The organism is Clostridium thermosuccinogenes, from assembly GCF_002896855.1.
In the GTDB taxonomy this organism is placed as follows: Bacteria; Bacillota; Clostridia; order Acetivibrionales; family DSM-5807; genus Pseudoclostridium; species Pseudoclostridium thermosuccinogenes.
The window spans coordinates 4,581,620-4,603,912 of sequence record NZ_CP021850.1 but is presented as its reverse complement, the minus strand read 5'-3'; the positions used below and the strand labels follow the sequence as shown (position 1 = coordinate 4,603,912).

The window sequence follows — 22,293 nt, the reverse complement described above, 5'->3', positions numbered from 1 at the left end:
ATATGATGCAGTATTTCTTCTGGTTTATACATAATTCCATATTTTACCATCAATGTCGCTATCTCAAAAGTCCTTGCGAATAAACTCAAATTTTCCAAAACTTTTTTTAATTCATTATTTTTTATACATTAATTATCTCAATTTTTATATCATGTTGAACTACTTTTAATTTTTACATGCTTTTCGTTTTGAGATTTTCTGTTGCTTATTATGCTTTAAAAGGTATAATAACTAAAACTTCCTTAAGAAGTTCTGAGTCATTTTCCTTGCTAACCTTGCAACTAACTCTTTCGATTATAGTTACATTTTAGCTGCATAGATATGCTAAGAATTACTTAAAATAAGCGCATAATAATTAAATTTCCATACCATTTGGATCGTATAACAATGCTCTTGAAAACTTTTGAAGATCTTTCCTCAGTTTATTATTCCAATGATTTTGTACTTCATCGACATAGTCAATAAATTTGGGGTCCAATATTTTTACAATAAAGTTGAAATCAGTATTATATACGCTGTTAAAGTAATTTTCAGCTCTTTGAATACCTTTTATCATATAATTTTCTATAAGTTCAACTTCTTCTCTACTGCAACTAAAGTATCCTGAGTTTCTCTGTGCTTCCAGAGCATTAATCGCAGAGCTATGGCATAATAATTCTCTTGCACTATTAGGTAAATAATAACTATATTTAGAGTAATCAGATTCTGCATATCGTTCAAATTCCATAAAGATTAAGTGTATTGCAAAAGACCATAGTTCAAAAATCTGATACGGATTTTCCATGTGATCAAATATAAGATTAAAAGATTCTTTATTTTGAAATAATCCAATAAGATTTGTCATGCTATTTGTAGCAGCAAAAGCATCGGCATCCATCTCCATAGTCCTTCTATCTAAAGCATATGAAATATCTATTTTATTGCTTATTTTGCTAAGCTTTTCCTTAACAATCATCTCTATATAATAGTTGCTTTTTAGAGTTCCTATATAATGAGTATGTCCATTCAAGAGATGCCCTAGTTCATGCATTGCAATAAATCTAGTTGCAAGCAATGATGCAAATTCAGATATCATTTTCCTATTCTCGTCAATTGGAACGCCATCAAATAATATCTGCTTTTTTTGAGAATCAAAAAATCCATTTACTTGACAACCCGTCTCCTTCCGTGCATCACCTATATTAGGGAAAACATTGGGATTTGAGAACGCACTATGTAACAACGAATATATTGTAACTAAAGTCCCAGTGTTTATTCGCATATAATCATAATTGTCCCTAAGAAATGCACAGGCATTAACTTCACTGTCTTCTACAAATTGAAACTTTAGCCCCTTTGTTTTTATCTTGGCATTTGTATTTGAAGGTGCATTAACTGCATTTTCATAAATTTTTTCAGTATACACTTTTGTTATGTTGAAGTAAGATAAATCAGTAAAACCTGTATCGAATACTGAACCCATATTAATTCCCCTTTCAATACTATGACTACTTTGCAATAAATTTAACTCATTATGTAAAGGGTACTACAACAAGGTACTATCACTTACATAATAAATTAATTATAATTTCCTCAAATCCTCTTTAAAATCTCAAAAAACCAATATAAAACTCTTTTTCTGTCTTTATTTGTTACAGAAGTTCTGTCGCTGTTCGGCCTCTTTGACCGCAATCTGCTCATTCTTTTTGACCGCTAGTTTTGCTCATTAGCCCTGTCCGCAGATGTATACGGACAGGGCATATTAACTACCAGTTCAATTCTTCCTCAACAATAAGCCTTACCACATGATCGTCTATGATTTTTTTCTGTACCTGTGCCCCATGTAAAAGGCAAGCTGTACACGCCCGGTTGATTTTTCGCGGTACTCCATGAGAATATTCATATATCTCGTCTACCGCCATATCCGTAAATATCTCCCGGCTTTCTCCTGCATACTCCAGGTGCTTTCTTATGTATTCACCGGTTCTTTGCCGATCATATGGCATCATATGATATCGGATATCTATTCGCTGGCATATTGCCTCATATATCTGCTTCTTCAGGATGTCCTTCAACTCACTCTGGCCTACCAGGATTAAACTCATTGGGTTATACGAATCCATCCTGAAGTTTAGTAAAAACCGGATTTCCTCCAGCATCTCCCTTGAAAGTAGGTGTGCCTCATCTGTGATGATTATAGGAATACGTCTCTGTATTTCAATCAGGTTGCTGATCTCTCTCGTTAGTTGTCGTTTTGCATCGCTCCTGTAGAATTTCGCTTCACATCCCAGCTGGTTCAATACTTCCCAGTAAAAATTCCTCGGTGTCAACGCCGAATCGCTTATGTACATTACCTTGTACCGGTTGCTGTCCAGCGCCCCAACAAACTTCCTTATGGCTGTGGTCTTTCCTGTACCAACATCTCCCGTTATCACTGCAAACAACCGGTTCCGGGCCGCATACTCAAGCCTGCTGCAGACCTCTTCCAGCTCCGGATTGCTATACAAATGCTTCTCCGGTATATCCCGGGTGAACGGCGTGTGCAGAAAGTTGTAGTACTGCTCAAACATTTCTGTCACCGCCCTTCATGCTCCTGAAGGTTAATGCTCCGGTCTGCCGTTTTTGCCTCTTTTCATTCTCGCTCTCATATATTTTTAATAGCCGTGAATGAGTCGCCGATTTCGTTGCTGGTGTTTTTTCAACCTTTGAGCAGTATTCCCCAACCTTCAGCGGGGTTGCTGTCTTTCGGCGCTCACCATTGTACCATATCTCCAGAAGGCTCATATCAAAAGGATCATACCGCACATCCACTTTTTTGCCTATGTATTCGATTCCGGCTTCATATTCTATCCCTTGCAGCTTGAAACAGCCTGTGTTGTCAACTTTCCTTGTATCTTCCCATAAAAATGCGTCCCGGCATTCTTCAGGAGTTGCAAACCGCACCTTCTTTGGATCACTTGCATACGCCTGCGATGGAGAAACCCCTTTTAAACTGCTATGAGGCTTCCCGTTGTACCCTTCATCCAGCCATACCCGAAATTTGCGGTTAAGTTCCTCCAGGCTTTTTGCTTTCTCCAGCGATATCTCCTGGAAAAACTCTTCAACTGTGGCATTGAACCTCTCAATCTTGCCTTTGCTCTCCGGAGAATACGCCTTTGTGTTCATGTGACGGATTCCCAGCTTTGCACATGCTACTCTGAACCATTTCGAGATAAATACCTTGCCATTGTCAACGTATACTGCCTCCGGCTTGCCGTATTTCAATATTGCCTTGCGAAAACTGTCTTCCAATATCGGAAGCCTCTGATTGTCGTAAAATTCTGCATGACACACCAGCCTCGTCGCATCGTCAATAAATGCCACCATGTATGTCCGTTTCTTACCGCCGTCGGCAGTCGGTATGTACGGACCGTATTTGATATCTGCCTGCCACAATGTGTTCCTTCCGTTTTTGACGAACCGGCGGGCTGTCGTTCCTTCTATACGAACATTTCTGAAGTCTTTTGCACCAAAGCCCATCTTCAAAAGATGCCTGGACAAGGTGCTTCTGGAGACACTTCCTTTTTTGACAATCCCTTCGCCTTCAAGGATCTTTATGATCCTCCTGACACTTCTCTCCGGCAGTTCCTGTTTTATTTCGATTGCCCGATCTAATATTTCCTGAGATATCGCTCTTTGTTGCCCTGTATCTTTTCGTATCTTTGGTAATAGCCCTTCGTAACCATTCTCCCGGTACGCTGCAAGATACCTCCGAAGTGTCCTTTCCGAAATTCCTTCCCTCTCAAGTATCTCCTGCCGTATTCTCCGCTTTTCCGCCTCATCCAGATCCGGCTGCAATAGCGGCGATATGATCTCATGTTTCTTTAATGCTTTTTCCAATACTTCATTGTTTATCATTTCGATCCCTCCTGTGCTTTTTCCTAAAGCCTATCAGAAGGGAACTCCGGACAGCTACGCAAACTATGTGGGAATTTTCTATACAAATACTCCTGCCAGATGATTTGTTAGCCACATATTCGTTTCACCTATGGCAAGATGGCTGCTTTCTATCTGCGGCAGTAACCCAAGCAGCCGCTCAATCATGTGGAATACCTTTGTTTCTATCATCTCCAGCTCATTGACAAACTTGCCATAATACCTGTACAGTATAGCTCTTAATGCTCCTGCAGCTTGCCGCCCCCGTTGCCTGAATTCTTCTACCCACCGCCTTAATGTGGATATGCTGGCGGCAGTCTCAATCTCCTCAAGAGGTATACCGTCCTCCTGGTCCCGAAGGACCAGCTCGCTATCACAAGCCGAGTAATGCTTATACGGCCTGATGAAATCCGGTATGATTGCATGTGTCTTCCCACACTTGCTACAGATTACACGGAATATGTTAATCCATTCAATTTCCTCGCCCATATGCACATGACGTGCATATCTGTCATGAAAGGTTGTTTTCCCGCCGCATTTCGGGCATATCAACTCCAGCCTTTCCAAAAATTTTAAACAATTTCTGCGATACTCCTTAACATTCCGCCCCAGATATGCTATTATCATATTACAAATGTGTTAAAGGGCTTTGAGGGTTAGGTGCTGGAACACTTAACATATATATTCAAAGCTCTTATCATATCCTCCTTTTTTTCTTCCAGGAAGATATTAGCATACGTGCAAACGGTCACGCAACTTGAGCAACTCCGGGACATTTATCCGGGGCAGAAACAGAAGTTCCTAGAAAAAATGATATGAGCAACAAAGGGTAATTACAACAATATGAGAAAAGGCGACAAAGAATGGTTCTTTTTACCTGGACCATACCATTAAATGTTATAAGGATAATATTGCCCCTCACTTATGATACGGTTCACCGTGTACTACTGAATACATGACTTTCTTGAGATAATAAGCAAAAAGTCGTACATCATGTACGACAAATTTATAAATTCTCATATACCTGGCCTCTATTTCCTATATCAATAACCAGTATTACGAGTTTTTTATCATTCTTAGTAAAAATGACTCTGAAATCTCCAACTCTAAGTCTATAATACTCATAGCCTTTTAATTTCTTTACATCTCCTTTGGGCAATCCATAAATAGCAGATAATATTCTCTTCCTTTGATAATTATCCTGTTTGTTAATAAACTTCAAAGCATTCTTGCTTATGTTAATTTTGTAGTTCTGATTCATCAATCCCTAACTCCGTCAGAACTTCTTCCATACTGATAAACTCGAATTTCTCACGATTCTTCTCAAATTCATTAATGATTTCAATTTCTTCTTTATCAGGCTGGACTTCTTCAATGCTTTCCCACTGTTTCCTGGCTTCCTGCTCTTTTTTATTCTTTAAAAAGGCATAATAATTTAAGACTTCTCTAAGAAGTTCTGAGTCATTTTCCTTTGCTAACTTAATAATTAACTCTCTCGATAGCGGACTCACATTATTCACCTGCCTGTTATACATATTACACCAATATTATATCACAAACCCATCTGAATGTTATACTATGTCATAAGGATAATATTGCCCTTCCCTCACTTATGATAGGTCTCACCGTTAATAATCTTAAATGCCCGGAACAACTGCTCCATCAATATCAGCCGGGCCAACTGGTGGGGAAAGGTAAGGTCTGACATGGAAAAGCGCATGTGAGCCCTTTTCAGGAGTTCATGGTCCAGTCCTAAAGATCCGCCTATCAGAAAGGTTATATGGGAATGCCCTGAAATAAAAAAAGACTGCAGCTTTTCAGCAAAACCTTCAGAATCAAGCTTTTGTCCTTTTACGTCCAATGCAATCAACAAACTGTTGTCCTTAATCTTTTTTACTATCCTTTCCGCTTCCTTCCCTTTTATCTGCTTTTCCTGGGCAGGACTGAGGTTTTCCGGAGCCTGTTCGTCTCCAACCTCCTGTATTTCAATGTCGCAGAACCTTGACAGGCGTTTTACGTATTCATTTATGCCTTCTTTTAAATACTTCTCCTTCAGTTTTCCTACAGCTATAACAGTTATTTTGATATACGCCACCATCCCTATGGGTGATCGGAAATTTTCCATGCAATGCCGGTAGTATAAATTCAACACGGCATAAAAACCGGCATCATAACCTAAAGTGTAATAACACTGCCGGTATAATCCCTCATAGCTACTTCTAGCGTTACATCCGATCCCACTTTTATTTTCTGCTCGCTTAATGCATTGTATACTGTCTGATATGCCAGCTCGGGAAAATTGTTTTCCTTGCTGAGGTGCCCCAGCAGAAATTTTCTGGTTCCCCTTTGGGCCATATGTACAGCTACCTTGCCGGCCATCTCATTGGAAAGGTGCCCTCGGTCACCCAGAATCCTCCTTTTCAGCGGCCATGGATATGGTCCCACCTTAAGCATCTCGATGTCATGGTTGGATTCCAGAAGGACAAGATCGCTCTCTATGAGGCTCTCCAGAACCTCTTTGGTTATATGTCCGATGTCGGTAGCTGTGGTAACCTTCTTATTTTCTGCAAAGAAATTGAACCCAACCGGCTCCGAAGCATCATGAGGTATGGGAAAAGGCTTTATGCACAAATTTCCTATTTCAAATTCCTTGCCCGTGGTAAAGCATCTCATATTATCGGCATTGATAGGCCCTATTTGTGTCCCCATAGCATCCCAGGTCTTCTCATTTGCATAAACAGGTATGTTAAACTTCCTCGATAATATTCCTACCCCTCTAATATGGTCACTATGCTCATGGGTAACCAAAACAGCACTTATCTCCGAAGGCTGTTCGCCAATTGAGTTAAGCGCCTGTATTATCCTTTTTCCGCTTAATCCGGCATCTATCAGAATTTTAGTGCCATTTGCCTCTATATAAAGGGAATTACCGCTGCTCCCGCTGAACAGGCTGCAAAATTTTATCATTTGTGCCTCCACGCTTCCTCAATCTGTTACCCTGGTTATATCCGCTCCAAGGCTTCTGAGTTTTGTATCAAACTTTTCATATCCCCTGTCAATATATTTTACATCAAATACTTCAGTATGTCCCTCCGCACAGAGGCCTGCTATTGTCATTGCAGCCCCGGCCCTTAGATCGGTGGCTTTTATCGGTGCTCCGGTAAGCTTGCCCACTCCTTCGATTACCGCCATTCTGCCCTCAACTTTTATCAAGGCCCCCATTCGTTTCAGCTCATCAACATACTGGAACCTGGAATCCCATACTCCCTCCGTTATGGTGCTGGTACCGTCAGCCAGGCACAAAAGCACTGCTGTAAGAGGATGAAGGTCCGTAGGAAATCCGGGATAGGGAAGAGTTTTAATGCTGACCTTGTTTATTTGTCCATTGTATTTTACCCTTATCCAGTCCTCACCCTGTATCACTTCTATACCCATTTCCATCAGCTTCGCACTAAGAGATTCCATGTGTTTGGGTATGACATTCCTGACCGTAACATCACCTTTGGTCGCCGCAGCAGCTATCATAAATGTTCCTGCTTCAATCTGGTCGGGTATTATCGAATAGGTTGCCCTTCCCCGAAGCACAGGAACGCCTGTTATTTTTATCACATCTGTGCCGGCACCCCTTATTTTGGCTCCCATAGCATTGAGAAAATTAGCCACGTCAACCACATGAGGTTCTTTGGCCGCATTTTCAATGATGGTCACCCCTTCGGCCTTTACCGCTGCCAGCATCAGGTTTATTGTAGCACCGACACTTACCACATCAAGGTATATTCTACTACCCTTCAACCTGTCGGCTGATACCTTTATTATGCCATGCTCTACTTTTACCTTTGCACCTAGAGCTTCAAAACCTTTAAAGTGCTGATCCATGGGCCTGAATCCAAAATCGCAGCCTCCCGGAAAAACAACCTCAGCTTTCTTGAACCTGCCCAGAAGCGCTCCCAGAAGATAATAGGATGCCCTTAAGTTTTTAACCCTGTCGCATGTTGCTGTATAAGAGTTAACACCGGAAGTATCTATAATCATCGCATTTTCGTTATTGCTCTCATATTTTATGGTAGCCCCTAAATATGTAAGGATATATTTTAAAGAAATCACATCGCTTATATTGGGAATATTTTCAATCCTGCAAGGACCATCCACCAATAAAGAGGCAGGAATAATCGCAACAGCTGCATTTTTCGCCCCGCTTATACACACTTCACCATATAGAGGTTTGCCACCGTTTATTGCATACCTTTCCAACTAAATACACCAACTTTCTCGACTATTGCAGCTACATTTCTTACATCTTCATATTATAGCATTATATAAAATATTGTGCCACTATATTAAAAATGACAGAAAAGACAAGCTCTGTGCCCTGAAAAGCATTGTCAATCGGAAAACATCCCTTCAATATCGATTTTTTCCGCATTAACGGCATTAAAATATAGCGGCTTTTGCCCGTCAATGCCTATACGCCATACGAGGGCTTCCGATGCCTGAACGCTGCTCTGATGGAATGAGCCGACAAACCCAGCGTCAATGCTGGTAATAACAGTATTATCTCCTCCATCAAAATGCTTAAGCAAAATCTGGTAGGCCGGAACAATTTTCTTTGCCGCCGCTATCCCAAGTGGCTTTATAAATTTACACCTAAAGCCTGTTATTCCTTTCTCGGTAATGGTAACTTCCGCTTCATTATAGAAAATAAGAAATCCTTTATATTTTTGCTTATAGTATAAAGTAATGCTACCATCCGAATTGTATTTCTCTGCAAAATACTGATTGGCCGGTATATCAAGATCTTTTATAAAGCTTTCCGCATACTTTCTGATTTTTCTTATATCGTAAATATCAACATTATCCGAAGGATTTTTATCGTTGTATATTATTACATTTCCAGACTGAAATTTTAAGCTCCTGTCTCCCGATGTATATTCAAATCCATCCCCTAATTCACCCTCCGCTGATATCTTAACTCCCAAAAGCTTTTCACCGATTTTCTTACGGTCAAAGTCACCTGTCTCAAAATTAAGCATACCGGAATGGATGTTGCCGGGTATATCGCAATTTAAGATATAGCCTCTGTCTTTAAGAATTTTCTCCGTATTGGTTATATTTAATGCAGTCTCATCATTGCTGTAGATTTTAATAAGATTTATCAGCAAGAATATATTCATTGCAGCAAAAATGATGATCAATATAGTTTTAGCCTTTGACCAGTTCATAGGAGCTCTCCTTATTTTCCCCTCATGGGAATGGTATAGATCCTGTCCGGCGTTGTAATAATCCATACAGGCGCAAGTACCTGGCTTTCTGTGCTGTACTCTACTTTGTAAGCACTTTTTATATCGTTAATAATAATACCGGAAACACTTCCAAATTCGGAATAGCCATGCACCTGGTACGCATCATTTATAAGGTCGGTGAACATTATATTGTATAGTTTTGACTCAATTCCTTTCTCAAACTTCCGTAAAATTCCATAGCCTTTAAGAACATTTTTGCTATTGGCTTCAATTACAAAGGCATTATTAAGATTGGCTTCATCCGCATGTTGTGGCTTATAGTCGACTACAACAGGAATCCCGGATACCGTATAATCGAAATAAAATCTGTAATAGGCATGCGTTTCTTCAATTTTAGTCAAACTAAGGCCTACATCGGGATTAGAAGAGATAGGCTCCATCTGCTCCAAAAACATCGCCGCCTTCAAAAAAGCGTCGCCCACGCTTCCCTTGTCGGAAGCAGCAGCACCGGAAAGAAACCTATAGTCCAGAAGGCCGTCGTTAAATATTCTGTATATATTGTTAAGAGTTTTAAATTCTATAGTATTATCGCTATCCCACGAGCGATCGTATCCATATTTTTCACTACCTAATACTGCATCCGCTATTTTATCCACATCACTGGAATCATAAATATCCCCTGTCTTAAATATCTCAGGAAGATTGCATACAATACTGTTATATCGCTTATATCCCTGGCCTTTTATCACACCGAGGACATCTTTGCCTATGGAATCAATATTATACTTTTCCTTGAGCAGAGTATACTGAATCAAATTCTCATCTTTTTCATAACGGCTGAACAGGGCTCCATAACTGTTCCTGTTCATCATCCCTTCAGGAAATTGTATTATGTACTTGTATATAGAGGATTCATCCCTGAGATAGACAGTATTAAGATTATAATTTAAGTTTTCCTCCGGCAGGATAATCATTTTATACACTCCGGATATGGCGCCGGATGCGACCCCCGACTCATCAAGAAACCAGGCAAGAAGGTGCTTGCTTATATTTGAGCTGAACTCAAATATGACAGATCTTGCTGCCATCAACCTTCCCCATTCGTCCGCATCCAGGCGTTGGACAGGTTTCGAAAGCATTGCGCTCTCCAGATAAAACCGAGCTTCCTGCCATAATTCATCATAGTCGCTGCTTTGCCGGTCGACAATCCACCTGGGATTGTCATACCCTGCAGAAAGGATAATTTTGCTGGGGAGAAAGTACTTGTCTCTAATAACTCTTTCATAGTCTTCCAACGAGTTACTGGTGGACATACCCAAAGAAAACACCGAAAAAACATCGGTAGGAAATCCATAGTTCTGATAGTTCCATAGAATTCCTACCTGCATCAAGCTGGTTATTATTAAAGTGATTAATATCCAGATTTTTAAACGTTCTTTCCACACAAGGCCCATTTTTAACCTCGTATCAATCGTTAGGTGAGAGCATCTGATTTATGGTATTGAGGATACCATCTTTTATCTCTTTTATTTTATCCGCAACACTCTTTTTGTTAACAACTTTGATGGTCAAATCACTTATCTGAATTTCATCGGGGTTATTTTTAGAATAAGCTACTATTCTTATGCAATTTTTCCCTTCTTTAAGAATAACCTCTTTTGCAAAGTAAACTCCGATATTTTCCCACTTGCTCTCCCCGTTTACATCCTTGAATTCTACATACTTGGAATCTTTGTCATTCAGGATAAGAAACAGAACAGTTACATTTTCCTTATTGGCATAGCCGCATATTTCATAAGATTTACTATACGGTATTTCCTTGCCTTCAGGCCTAGTTATCGTTAAAACCGTTTGTTCAGTAGCAGGTGTATCAGGATCATAAATGTCTACCTTATCTGCGCCGTAAGCAACTGTGTTAAAAAAAAGTGAAACAGCAATTACAATGACGAAAACTCCCCATAGCTTCTTCAACATGCTCCAAACACCTCAAAAGTGATTTAAAAATGTTACTATATTTTGCCCATTTTCATGGTTTAATTATACAATATTTATATTACAAAACAATTACACAGCATTTAAGAATAAGTTACACCTTTGAACGCTTAAAATGTATAGGCTGCAATGCCTATATCGGCAGCTTGACCGTTATTTCAGTACCCTTGCCCAGCTCACTTTCTGCCGTTATCGTACCCCCATGAGCCTCCACAATTTCCTTGGCAATGGAAAGTCCCAGTCCTGTTCCGCCCATCTCCCGGGATCGTGCCTTATCCACACGGTAAAACCTTTCAAATATCCTGGAAAGATCCTTACGGGGTATGCCTATTCCTGTGTCAGCAACCTTAAGGGTGACATCATTAAATATCCTGCTTACATATACCGTTATCTTTCCACCTTCAGGAGTATATTTAATAGCATTGGTAAGTATGTTCAATACCACCTGCTCAATCCTGTCACGATCGCCCTTTATCTCAGGAATATCACCCATTATATAGCTTTCTATCTTTTGATTCTTATTTTCTGCCTCTATCTGAAGCTTGACAATGGAATTCCTGACCAGCTCGGTAAAGGAAAATTGCTGCATATTCCATTGCATCTGATGGTTATCCAGCCTGGAAAGCTGCAAAAGGTCTTTCACCAGCCTGGTCATCCTGTCAGCTTCCGAGTTTATTACAGTAAGAAATTTTACAGCTGTTTCACTATCTTTATATGCACCGTCAAGGAGCGTCTCTGCATAGCTTTTAATGGATGTCAGCGGAGTTCTCATTTCATGGGAGACATTTGCAACAAACTCCTTGCGCATATTGTCCAGCTTCTGCATTTCCGTGACATCCTGAAGCACCGCTATTACTCCTTCAGCTTTTTTGTTATCGTCAGTAAATGTAGCAAAATAAATTCTTATATACTTATCGTTTATAAATACACTTTTTTCCTCAGCTGTTGAAATCTGCAGATAAATTATATCCTCGAGGGAAATATTTAACCCGTACTTATCCGAAAACTCATTAAAATTCATGCTTAGCTCGTTTTCTCCCAGTATAACCTTTGCCGCCGGATTTATATGGATTATCTCCCCCTTTATATTAAAGGCGATAATTCCATCGGTCATATTTTTTAAGATGGTCTCAATCTTGCTTTTTTCGCTCGATATCTCTATAAGGGTGTTTTTAAGTTCACTGGACATATAATTGAAGGTTTTGGTTAAATCGCCTATCTCATCATCGGATCTCACCTCAAGAACCCTGCCAAATTCTCCTTCGGCTATCGCCCTGGCCTTTTGCATTATGTCCGCAATGGGTATTGTTATTGTTTTTGAAAGGATATATCCAATGATCAAAGAGGCAATAACCGCTATAAACGCAACATTTAATATGATATTGTTGAATTCTTCAATAATTCCCGCCCAATCATCACTGTAATACCTGAAATATATTATAAAATCTCCCTTTAATAAAGCATAATCAAAAAAAGCTTCACCATCGGAGCGCATCATATTTCTTCTGTTCCCAGGGTTCCCGGCCAATGCCGATACAAAGTTGGACGAATTCAATACCTCCAGCTCAAACTTGTCCTGATTCATTTCAAATCTTTTATCTGTGGACATCATGGTGTTTGTTGACTTATCATAAATAGTGTAGGTTTTGTTTTTGCTGTATATGTTAAAAAGATAGACATTTTTGTTTCCCTCAAGGCTGAGGTCATACATAATGTCATGAAGGCTGCTGCCAGGCTTGATGTTCCACGCCTGGCTACCCCTTTCTATATCCTCTTTGAACGCCTCATAATAACTTGTTTCTACCTGGAATTTTAGCAGGAGGCTTATAGGTATGATAACGCAAATATCCATTGCTATGAAAATAAACACAAGCCTCCACTGCAGGCTTTTAAAAAAACGCATAAATACCTCTACCGCTTCCAATTTTAGCTTATTTTGTTGAAATAATAGCCTACTCCTCTTCTTGTCATTATGTATTCCGGATTGCTGGGGTTCTTCTCAATTTTTTCCCTAAGCCTCCGTATAGTGACATCTACCGTTCTAACATCGCCGTAATATTCATAACCCCAGACCTTTTCAAGAAGGCTTTCTCTTGTAAACACCTGATCTTGCTGTAAAGCGAGAAATCTCACAAGCTCAAATTCCCTTAAGGTAAGTTCAATAACCTTTCCATCCCGTTCTACAACATAACGGTCCATATCGATGACGAGGTCCCCGCATTTGATAACATTTCCCGCTGTTTTTACCTGCTCGTCGGTCGTCACCCTGCGTAAGTTTGCCTTTACCCTGGCCATGAGTTCTCTTACGCTGAAAGGTTTTGTTATATAGTCATCAGCACCGAGCTCAAGGCCCAACACCTTATCAACTTCCTCTTCTTTTGCCGTAAGCATCAACACCGGTGTGGAAAAGGACTCTCTGATCTTCCTGCATACCGTAAAACCATCCATTTTAGGAAGCATTACATCCAGCAAAATCAAATCCGGTTTTTCTGTGATAACCATATTCAAAGCCTGTTCTCCATCATAGGCTTCAACTATATCAAATCCTTCTCTTTTCAGATTAAACTTCAGAATGTCTACAATATTTTTCTCATCATCAACAATAAGAATTTTCTTGCCCACAAAATACACTCCTTGCAACTAAATGGGAACTATCCATATTAAATAGTAATCGCATTTTAATTATACACTAATATTCGTAATTTGAACAACCAATATGCAGTTTGCATTATATGCCAAAACTATGTAAATATCTACAAAATAATTTAATTTTTATAAGTTCTGTGTTATAATAACTGTAACATAATAGGTTTACAAAGGATAAAAGCTTAATCTCTATCCGATCACATCTGAAATGGGAGGTATTAAGCATGTCTAAAAAACAAGTAGGTAACTTAATCGCAAAAATGCATGTCAAACTTAATGTACTGCTGGAAGAAAGTGATTACAACTTTATGGATGAAAGAGTTCAAGAATACAGCCGCAAGCTTGATCGAGCGATTGTTCAATATTTAAAGCCTATAAATCAAACTCCAAGTCGAAAATAGAAGCTGTCTCCGCCAGGCACAGCCTAATGCTTATAAGCGCTCAATAATGCATAACAAAAGGCACAAGGCTACCTGGCTTATAATATAATATAATATAATATATAAAAAAAGAAGGCTGCAATCCTTTGCAAAGATGCAACCTTGCTTTTATATGTTTAATATCTGTTCTGCAGTGAGTTTGGATTAGGCTGGGCAAAATCCGTCAATTTATTCGTAGAATCTGCAAAAAATTTCACATCAATCTCCCTGCTCGTCTGATCACCGGCTATCGTAAGGGTTATTCTGGCCGGTTGTGAGGTAGTTCCATCATCATATCTCGATGCAATGACAGGAGTTTTTACACCGTCAACAAGAACTATGAACTGACCCAACTCACTCGCACCTGAGACTAAAGGTTTACCGGTTCCATTAGTGGTTTTTATGTTCTCACTCAAGGTCAGCACCACATCGGTATTACCTCCTACCAATGTTGCCTTGACACCGGTTATTCGTGGAGCAAAGCCATCGCTGACCCCAGTTACAGTCCACTGCAGGTTCTGTCCATATATATTGGAGGTAAGGGGTGAAACCACAGTTCTAAAGAGGAGGGGATATCCCTGATACAGCCCATCCGTACTCATTTCACCGCTCACATAAAGCACGATTTTCATTCCGTCTTGCCTGCATTCTGCATTTATAATTTCCAGCTTTATGTCCCCTGCCGTAATATTAAAATCTGATATGTTCAAGCTTTCAGGATTTACCGGACTGTTCAGCGTCAAAGTAATGGCGTTTTTATCAGTAACCTGAACCGACAATATTTTTGGCGCAGTATCAACAGTTCCAAAAGGTGCAGTTTTAACCGTAACATCTATGGCATTCCCTGCCAAATCCGTGACGTTCTCCACCTGCAGAGCTTTTATTGTTGACATTTTAAAACTGTCAGGAAACGTAATCTGCACGGTTTGCCCATCGGAAAGCAGCGAAACCGTTGTTCCTGCAGGAAGCATTACTGAGCCAATATTCTCTATATATCTGTAATTGGTTCTGGTAATAGCCGTAGCTTCATTTAGTTTTTCATTGAAGCTTACAAAAAGCTTTTGTCCGCTGATCTTTACATCCACCACCTTCGGAGCTGTCTGATCTTCCACAACTATGCTCACTATCTTCTGCGTAAGCTTATTCCCCAGAGGGGTATAATCCGATACATTATCAATTTGCAGAGTATAGGCACCTGCTTCTAATGATGTGTTTCCGGAACACTGAAGCACTATTCTGGTCTGGTCGAAACCATCAGCCATGTACCAGCTGGGAGTCTCCAGAGCGACAATCTCTCCCTTTGCATTCTTTAAAGTATATGTGCCTACAGGAGTCACCGGTTCGGAATACTGAATTATAATGCGGTTTTGATTTTCAACTGTATATCCAAGAAATTCCGGTGGTTCAGTATCTATTTTAGGTGTTACTTTCAACTTGAGGGTAGCTTTTACATAGCTGTAATCTGTGACATCGGTAAAAGTCACCTCAGTGCCACCAGCCGGCAGCGGAAATGAAGGACTGAACATAATTTTGTAAGTCCTGAGGTCGTCTGAAGGAGTCACAGATACAACCGTAGACTTGCTTGCAGTTGATATCTTGTTACTATATATATTCTCTACAGGCTCGCTAAACCTAACCACCAGTTCGGTCTGTGTAGCGCTGACCAGTTCCACCGTAGGCGGTGTTGTATCCTTTATAACTTCAAATTCATGGGCTTCCGGCACAAGCTTGTTTCCGGCGTAGTCCACAATATTTGCGCTGGCTTTTAAGCTATAGACTCCTGTTTTTAACCTTGAATAAACAAGAATATCCACCACTCTTCCCTTTTCAGTAACACTTCCTCCCATGTAACTCGAGAAAGCCTCATTATCCAGGGTGTAATTGGCAATATTCCCAGCGTTTATTACCGGTTCGTTGAAGGTTATTCTTATAAGCTTATTGCCTATAGCTTCTACCTTTTCTATAGCAGGCGGTGTAAGATCGACCACGCTGCCTATTGTTTTAGTCACATCGTTTTCCAGACCTAAACCGGACTTGACTGTTACATCCACACTATCCTGCTGTTCAATGCACGCATCCAGCAGTAAATAAACCGTTTTTCCATCACTTGACAGGGTTATACCCGCAATCTTCATCTCCCTGCCCTTTGCCTTCACGATATAGTTGCTTTTATTTAAAGCTCTAATGCTGTCAACAGCTTTATTAAAGTTTACTGTAATCTCCTTGAGGTTTGAAGTGCCGACGGTGAAATCCAGAACCCTTGGCACAACATTTACCAAAATAGTTGTATTTATACCTAAACCATCAATATACCCCACTACGGTGCGCGATCCTTCTATGGTTGTATCAACATAATCCCAAATGACATTCCGTTCTTCTTCCTTGCCGCTTTCGTATACAACGGTCACCTTTGAAGGGAGTGCCGGAGTTCCTCCATACTCCACTTCCACAGGATCAGGCTGCTTCACCGTTCGAACAGGATCGTTTTTCCAAAGGCCGGCAGCCTGGGCTCTTGCCGCAAAGTCCGCATTGCTTTCCACAAGCTTTGCAAGCAGAGTCTCACTTTCATTGCCTCCGCAAACAGGAGTGTATAACGCTTCAACTATACATGAAGCCAAATCGTCATTGGTCACCCTGAGCCACCCTGCAATGCGCCCCATACCAACAGATTTGGCAAATTCGATGGTTTCTGACCACGTAAAATCGCCTTCCCCTGTGGGATCATATTTATATCCCAATACTTCCAGCAAAACTTTATACAGCATTTGAGGAGTTGCCATATCTTCTATTCCGAAAGTTCCGTCAGGATTTCCCTGCCACCCCAGGTCAGGGTTGTCTTTAAGGTAGGATAGGATATTAATGCCACCCTTCCATGTCAGCTTTTCGGCATCCTTAAAATTGCTTATTCCATAATCATAGTTTTCAGCAGTTTCATACCTGCCCAGCAATTTTAACATTACAATAGCTGCCTGAATTTTAGTTGTAGCCTTTGCAAGATATTTAGCATTAAAACCACCCTCGTCACCTTTAAGGATTCCAAGGTCATAGCAGATTTGCGCCTCTTTGCTTATTGTTCCTTCAGCCAGCACAGGCGTTATGGATGAAACCAAAACGGCAATCGTAAGGAAAACTGCCAGCAATTTCTTAGTACCTCTCAATTTTCACACCCCTCTTTATCTTTTGATATCAGTAAACATTACCAACTGATAAAATTATATAACAAATCGGTAGTAACTACCAGAGCATAAAAAAAGATATAATAAGATTGTAATCTTACTATATCTTTCTGGTAAATTTAAACTAATTTTGTATAGCTTGTTTTCTTGATACGCATTCGTATTATGTGTCTATATTATTATTATCCAATTACCCAAAACTCAATGATTATCTTTATCTATAGGTTGCTTCGGTATTATAACTGCTGTACACTACTAATATGTACTTCATTGCACACCGGATGTGTTATCGCAACTTTTCGCGTTTTTAACCTGCAAACCACTTTCCTTCCAGTATTCCATAAACAGAACAAAAAACACACTTATCATGAGGCCAAGTATGGCTGCTATAGCTGTATTCATCATCTTTCTTGGTGATACAGGCTCAAGAGGCATACGATCCCTGGTGAGAACCTGGAGATTGAGCATTTCATTTATATCCGTTTCTTTTATATTATCAAATTCCTTTTTAACAGTCTGGTACGCGTCCAAAGTCTGAGTGGACAAAAGGTAATCATTATATATTCTTTGATATTCCTCCTGCTTACCCACAGGCAGCTTATCCTTTTCTCCCAGCTCAACGCCAAAGCCATTGAGGCTTTCCTTCAATGAATACATTTTTTGAATTTCTCTGTCAATCCCCTGATTAAGGAAATCCTCTGAAACATTTAGCTGTTTATTTACTTCATCAATAACGCATTCAGGTAAATAAGCAATGAGAGCATCCTTTATACCTATAGCAGTATCTGCATCATTGTACTTAACAGAAACAGAAATAATATTTGTTTGATCATTACCTGATATACTAATATTCTCCGTATAATCATATTTTTCCAAATCAACATCAAACTCTTTTAAAACCTTTGTTATGTAGTCGGTGCTTTTCATATAAGCGACCATTTTACTGATGCTGATTTGCGGATATCTTACCTGTCTTAAAACCGACCCGAGCATCTTGTTTTCCAGCTCTTTTGTTGAATCCAAGCTTTCCACATCACCACTGAAAATTATCGTTGAGTTTGGATTAATTCCCGATGCCAAACTTATGGGTGTAACCATAAAAGTTGACTTTGCTTCATAAACGGGATCTAAGACAAAAAAGCTAAGTACTGCACCGGCAAGCATACATGCAACTGTAGTTATTACTATTATCCATTTTTTCTTCAAAAGTATCTCAATCAGTTCTCTAAGGCTGATTTCTTCCATTGTATAAACCTCCATTATGAATTTGGCAAGACTAATAATTGAGAGCTGCTAGGTTAATAACTAAGGTAAATCTCAAGGCTCTCAAATCTGGGGAAACCACCCATTAATTAATAAACTAGGTACCTTTCAGTTTATATTTAAATACTCAAGATTCAAAGATTTTACTTGCTAAAAGCTGCAAAAATTTCCCCTATTATTGCCATGTATTATTATAATTCAGTAAAGATGTTATGGCAAGCCAAATAGATTTTTCTATCATAAAATAACATTCATGGCCTCACCAACTCCCGGATCTTCCTGCTCCTGCAGTAATAATTATAAAGGTAGTCCCTCCTATGCCTAATATGCCACTACATCTCGGTGCATAGCAATCTTAATCTCTGTAAATTTTTATATCTCCAATAATTACTTTTTCAGGAAACCACAGACGGAGCACATTATTACCTGGCTCAAAATCCGATGGTACAGTTATGTTAGCTAAAAACTTGCTTCCTGACTTTTCAAGTATACCGTTCTCCTGACTCACCCCTGTCAGGTTATATTCTATTTTTTCAATAGTTTCCGGATTCGTTATCTCTACAACAATCGTATAGCTCTTTTCTGCTTCAAGATTTAGCTTTCTGCTTGTAATATAACCATATCCGTTCTTAGTACTGTCAACTACCATCATACCATCTTCAATATATACTTTTGTAGCAGTTGGGTCACCTATTACCCATTGGTCCGGCAAACCATCAGAGTTGATATCCAGTTCGGGATAGTTGATAAATATAAATCTATCTATCACACTGTTAATTACTGACCCATTGATATTGCTATCCTGCTTGTAGTCCATTGTAGCACTGATATGTTTATATTCCTCAATTTTTTCAAATATATTGAGGTCTGAAAAAATAAAGGGATCAAGATTTTTGTTATTGGCTTCCTTTGCCTCCACAAGTATTTTTTGCACACCATTCATATATTTATAAGCATTTTCTAAAGCATCATTATTGATAAAATAGTTAATAACGCTGGAGTATGCATCAATTCTTGTCTCCCATACACTTGGGTCCAAAGGTTTAAGCTTGGTAGCAAAATCAAAATGCTCCAAACCCTTTTCAATGTTTCCTATAGCAAGGTAGAGTGATCCTATATTGGCATGGGAACGTACATCAAATTTGCTCTTTTTTTCGGCTTCCGTTAAGAGCTTATATGCTTCTTTTAATTCCTTCTGTGTAACATTGCCTTTGTTAATAATTACATTTGCCCACTCAATTTTGTATTCCACATTAAAAGGATTTAGCAATGATGCGGATTTGATGCTTTTTAATGCCGTCACCTGGTCATTTTCATATCTGGCAATTATAGAATCTTTAGCATAGCCTTTTGCTGTTAAAAAGAGAACCGGCAAAAGCAAAATCAAAGCAGTTAGGATCGTCCCGATAACCGGTGAAAATGAAACTTTCTTAATATTTTCGAGTTTTTCTGCTAAAGTAACTAACCCTCTATACAGCTTGTTTTTCAACGAATCAAGTTTCGTTTTAGATGAATCTGTATTTATATACCTAGAATTATATATGCCTAAAAGTGCCCAGGCAAGCATAAAAACAGCAGCTAGCGAAAAATCAAAATCTATAAAAGAATGCATAAATAATGCACATATTGAAGTAAATGCAGCTGATTGCAGTACCTTATCCCCGGTATTCTCTCCTGTATACTTAAGTTCAAGAGTGTACATAAACACAATGGATAATATTAGAACCAAAAGGGCAAGCAACCCAACAATACCCGTCTCCACACCAAGCTGAAGAAAATAATTGTGAGCCTGGGTAGAGAAATATAAGTATGACTGATACATAAAGTATAGAAGAGACCAGGCACCTCCGCCAGCTCCCAGAATAGGGCGGTCCTTTATTATTTCCCATCCGTCTTTATAATACACAAGTCTTTGTATACCGCTTTTTGTGGCCCAAATGTCATCAAGCCTGGAAGCCAACGATTCAGGAATATATTTATATTTCAAAGGTACTTTTTTTACAATCTTACCCGAGCTGGCATCCTGAATAACTGCGTCAGAAAATACTGCTTTTGTATCCTGATGATAATTTATGAAGTTTAATCTAATAATTTTACTATCCTCTGGAACTTTGAAACTAATCTCTTCACTATTAATACCATTTGTAGCTTGTCCAGATAAAGACCCTAAATAAGTCGCCCTGTCAAAAAGAATATCATTAACGCTTAAGCTTTGAACATTAACATAATATGCATAGGGCTTTTCATCTTTCATTGAAGCTTCTACATTAAAAGTCAGTTTGTATTGATGCCCAGGCTTTAAGACGACACTCCTTCTTACCGACTTCAAATTATTCGATCCAGCATCCATATTGGACAGCTCCACAGGAAGAGTTGTGTTTAGGGCATAAATCAAACCGGATACAGCAGTTATAATAAGTATCGAAACCAATACCGCATAAACCTTCCAGCTTAACTTCTCAAGGAATTTCACAATATAATACATACCAATTGTAAGAACAGAAGACACTAGCACACCTAGCAAAATATACTTCCAAAAACTGTAATAGTTACCTTTTCCAATTGCTACGACTTCGAGAAGCTTGAAAGACAAGGCAGCCCCGATAAGCGAATATATTATTGAGTAAAATAGTCCTTTTAATCTGTCTCCTTTCGGCAAAGTCATTATAAAAATTAATCCAGCGACAGGAAACATCAAATATGCACCACGACTGGAAGTGAGAAAAAACGTAACAAACAGTACAAAACCCGCACAACCACCAATAGCCCTTGTCCAAAAGTGCCTTGATGTTATGATTAGTCCCACAGTTATAAAGAATACCGCCATGTTATAAGATGCAAGGGCATTAGGGTATTGAAACGTAGAAGATATCCTGTTACCTGCAGTCAACATAAAGAACATCTCTTTTAGCCCAAGTGCCTGTGTTAACCCTATTTTGCTTGAAAGGCTGTTTAAAACACCTACAAATTTTCCTCCGGCAAGTGCGTCCAATCCGATAATCGAAACACTGCAAGCAGTAGCGGCCATAGTCCATAATAAAACAGCTTTTGACCTATAAGTAATGGCAATCTCCGATACCATATGAAAAATTGCAAAATACATACAGTATTTTAACCACTCTGAGATGGCTAGATATTTATCTATAGCCGGGAATAAGGACAGGAAGTATACAAACACGAATCCTAACGCAGCATAATCAATAGGTGTAGTCAAAATTCGCCTGTTCTTTAATAAATATTTATATATCCAAAATAGTAAGTATACGGATAACACAAAAATCTCTGTAAATAGCTGCTCTGTATCAAAGAACAATCCCCTTAAAAAAGGAGGATAAAATAAAATTAATGAAAGACATAATATTATAATAGTTTTTAATTTTGCAGCAATACTAATGCGGTCTATTTTACCATATGCTTTGCTAAAAGCGTTTTTATTTTTTATGTTATTACTTTTGCTTTCCCTTTTTCTTTGTGACATGCCAGGATGCCGCTCCTTTACCCTAAAATGAATAGTGAACATAAGTAAAGTTTAATAAATGAATGTTCATATGTCAATTATATAAGTGTGACAATTTTGCTTAAGTATAGTATATGTCTTTTATTCTCTGTTCCTTTTATGATGTTTTAGCAAGCCTATGTTGATCCACTCAACATCCTGATTTA

At 39.1% G+C, this 22,293-nt stretch carries 18 protein-coding genes; 1 reads left to right on the top strand and 17 read right to left on the bottom strand.

From position 1 onward, the window contains the following. Positions 1 to 355 precede the first annotated feature (355 nt). The 14 genes from CDO33_RS20085 to yycF all read right to left on the bottom strand — a co-directional run bounded on the left by CDO33_RS20085 (position 356) and on the right by yycF (position 13,748). Complete coding sequence (locus tag CDO33_RS20085; protein ID WP_103082202.1) at positions 356 to 1,462, bottom strand: M48 family metalloprotease; 1,107 nt, start codon at positions 1,460 to 1,462, stop codon at positions 356 to 358. A 283-nt stretch (positions 1,463 to 1,745) separates the two neighbouring features. After that, positions 1,746 to 2,549: an ExeA family protein gene (locus CDO33_RS20080; RefSeq protein ID WP_103083289.1), complete on the bottom strand. Its 804-nt coding sequence runs from the start codon at positions 2,547 to 2,549 to the stop codon at positions 1,746 to 1,748. After that, positions 2,542 to 3,876 (bottom strand): DDE-type integrase/transposase/recombinase, encoded by a 1,335-nt coding sequence (locus tag CDO33_RS20075; RefSeq protein WP_103083290.1) that lies wholly within the window; start codon positions 3,874 to 3,876, stop codon positions 2,542 to 2,544. The genes CDO33_RS20080 and CDO33_RS20075 overlap by 8 nt, the downstream gene beginning before the upstream one ends. A gap of 78 nt (positions 3,877 to 3,954) precedes the next feature. After that, positions 3,955 to 4,521, bottom strand: a complete 567-nt coding sequence (locus CDO33_RS20070; protein ID WP_103083291.1) for a DUF6431 domain-containing protein — start codon at positions 4,519 to 4,521, stop codon at positions 3,955 to 3,957. Between the two features lie 379 nt (positions 4,522 to 4,900). Next, entirely contained in the window at positions 4,901 to 5,155 is a 255-nt protein-coding gene (locus tag CDO33_RS20065; RefSeq protein ID WP_103082683.1) for a type II toxin-antitoxin system RelE family toxin, read from the bottom strand. Continuing rightward, the gene (locus tag CDO33_RS20060; protein WP_151898669.1) at positions 5,133 to 5,429 is read right to left on the bottom strand and encodes a hypothetical protein; all 297 of its coding nucleotides are present in this window, start codon (positions 5,427 to 5,429) and stop codon (positions 5,133 to 5,135) included. The genes CDO33_RS20065 and CDO33_RS20060 overlap by 23 nt, the downstream gene beginning before the upstream one ends. Before the next feature lie 71 nt (positions 5,430 to 5,500). After that, the gene (gene rlmH / locus CDO33_RS20055) at positions 5,501 to 5,980 is read right to left on the bottom strand and encodes a 23S rRNA (pseudouridine(1915)-N(3))-methyltransferase RlmH (protein WP_103082686.1); all 480 of its coding nucleotides are present in this window, start codon (positions 5,978 to 5,980) and stop codon (positions 5,501 to 5,503) included. An 89-nt stretch (positions 5,981 to 6,069) separates the two neighbouring features. Beyond that, entirely contained in the window at positions 6,070 to 6,861 is a 792-nt protein-coding gene (locus tag CDO33_RS20050) for an MBL fold metallo-hydrolase (RefSeq protein WP_103082681.1), read from the bottom strand. Positions 6,862 to 6,879: 18 nt separating this feature from the next. Further along, entirely contained in the window at positions 6,880 to 8,145 is a 1,266-nt protein-coding gene (locus CDO33_RS20045) for a UDP-N-acetylglucosamine 1-carboxyvinyltransferase (protein ID WP_103082680.1), read from the bottom strand. Between the two features lie 131 nt (positions 8,146 to 8,276). Then, positions 8,277 to 9,113, bottom strand: a complete 837-nt coding sequence (locus CDO33_RS20040) for a two-component system regulatory protein YycI (RefSeq protein WP_161496586.1) — start codon at positions 9,111 to 9,113, stop codon at positions 8,277 to 8,279. Positions 9,114 to 9,124: 11 nt separating this feature from the next. Beyond that, entirely contained in the window at positions 9,125 to 10,588 is a 1,464-nt protein-coding gene (locus tag CDO33_RS20035) for a hypothetical protein (RefSeq protein WP_103082678.1), read from the bottom strand. A 13-nt stretch (positions 10,589 to 10,601) separates the two neighbouring features. Then, a complete protein-coding gene (locus tag CDO33_RS20030) occupies positions 10,602 to 11,108 on the bottom strand; it encodes a hypothetical protein (RefSeq protein WP_103082677.1) in 507 nt (168 codons plus the stop codon). Positions 11,109 to 11,259: 151 nt separating this feature from the next. Then, the gene (gene pnpS, locus CDO33_RS20025) at positions 11,260 to 13,029 is read right to left on the bottom strand and encodes a two-component system histidine kinase PnpS (protein ID WP_103082685.1); all 1,770 of its coding nucleotides are present in this window, start codon (positions 13,027 to 13,029) and stop codon (positions 11,260 to 11,262) included. Between the two features lie 23 nt (positions 13,030 to 13,052). Continuing rightward, complete coding sequence (gene yycF / locus CDO33_RS20020) at positions 13,053 to 13,748, bottom strand: response regulator YycF (protein WP_103082676.1); 696 nt, start codon at positions 13,746 to 13,748, stop codon at positions 13,053 to 13,055. A gap of 248 nt (positions 13,749 to 13,996) precedes the next feature. On the opposite strand from yycF, the gene CDO33_RS20015 reads away from it, so the two are divergent. After that, a complete protein-coding gene (locus CDO33_RS20015; protein ID WP_103082675.1) occupies positions 13,997 to 14,173 on the top strand; it encodes a Spo0E family sporulation regulatory protein-aspartic acid phosphatase in 177 nt (58 codons plus the stop codon). A 155-nt stretch (positions 14,174 to 14,328) separates the two neighbouring features. On the opposite strand, the gene CDO33_RS20010 is transcribed toward CDO33_RS20015, so the two are convergent. The 3 genes from CDO33_RS20010 to CDO33_RS20000 form a co-directional block, all read right to left on the bottom strand. Next, on the bottom strand, positions 14,329 to 17,349 hold the full coding sequence (locus tag CDO33_RS20010) for an Ig-like domain-containing protein (RefSeq protein ID WP_103082674.1): 3,021 nt from the start codon (positions 17,347 to 17,349) through the stop codon (positions 14,329 to 14,331). 285 nt (positions 17,350 to 17,634) lie between these two features. Further along, positions 17,635 to 18,612, bottom strand: coding sequence for a YveK family protein (locus tag CDO33_RS20005; RefSeq protein WP_161496585.1), 978 nt, complete (start codon positions 18,610 to 18,612; stop codon positions 17,635 to 17,637). Between the two features lie 373 nt (positions 18,613 to 18,985). Continuing rightward, positions 18,986 to 22,108 (bottom strand): O-antigen ligase family protein, encoded by a 3,123-nt coding sequence (locus CDO33_RS20000; RefSeq protein WP_161496584.1) that lies wholly within the window; start codon positions 22,106 to 22,108, stop codon positions 18,986 to 18,988. Positions 22,109 to 22,293 lie beyond the last annotated feature (185 nt).

Excerpts from the sequence above, each read along its gene's own strand:
- CDO33_RS20075 (WP_103083290.1), bottom strand. The coding sequence starts at position 3,876 with ATGATAAACAATGAAGTATTGGAAAAAGCATTAAAGAAACATGAGATC.
- pnpS (WP_103082685.1), bottom strand. The coding sequence starts at position 13,029 with ATGCGTTTTTTTAAAAGCCTGCAGTGGAGGCTTGTGTTTATTTTCATA.
- CDO33_RS20070 (WP_103083291.1), bottom strand. The coding sequence starts at position 4,521 with ATGATAATAGCATATCTGGGGCGGAATGTTAAGGAGTATCGCAGAAAT.
- CDO33_RS20065 (WP_103082683.1), bottom strand. The coding sequence starts at position 5,155 with ATGAATCAGAACTACAAAATTAACATAAGCAAGAATGCTTTGAAGTTT.
- CDO33_RS20000 (WP_161496584.1), bottom strand. The coding sequence starts at position 22,108 with ATGTCACAAAGAAAAAGGGAAAGCAAAAGTAATAACATAAAAAATAAA.
- CDO33_RS20050 (WP_103082681.1), bottom strand. The coding sequence starts at position 6,861 with ATGATAAAATTTTGCAGCCTGTTCAGCGGGAGCAGCGGTAATTCCCTT.
- CDO33_RS20080 (WP_103083289.1), bottom strand. The coding sequence starts at position 2,549 with ATGTTTGAGCAGTACTACAACTTTCTGCACACGCCGTTCACCCGGGAT.
- CDO33_RS20005 (WP_161496585.1), bottom strand. The coding sequence starts at position 18,612 with ATGGAAGAAATCAGCCTTAGAGAACTGATTGAGATACTTTTGAAGAAA.
- CDO33_RS20060 (WP_151898669.1), bottom strand. The coding sequence starts at position 5,429 with ATGTATAACAGGCAGGTGAATAATGTGAGTCCGCTATCGAGAGAGTTA.
- CDO33_RS20030 (WP_103082677.1), bottom strand. The coding sequence starts at position 11,108 with ATGTTGAAGAAGCTATGGGGAGTTTTCGTCATTGTAATTGCTGTTTCA.
- CDO33_RS20085 (WP_103082202.1), bottom strand. The coding sequence starts at position 1,462 with ATGGGTTCAGTATTCGATACAGGTTTTACTGATTTATCTTACTTCAAC.
- CDO33_RS20015 (WP_103082675.1), top strand. The coding sequence starts at position 13,997 with ATGTCTAAAAAACAAGTAGGTAACTTAATCGCAAAAATGCATGTCAAA.
- CDO33_RS20040 (WP_161496586.1), bottom strand. The coding sequence starts at position 9,113 with ATGAACTGGTCAAAGGCTAAAACTATATTGATCATCATTTTTGCTGCA.
- CDO33_RS20035 (WP_103082678.1), bottom strand. The coding sequence starts at position 10,588 with ATGGGCCTTGTGTGGAAAGAACGTTTAAAAATCTGGATATTAATCACT.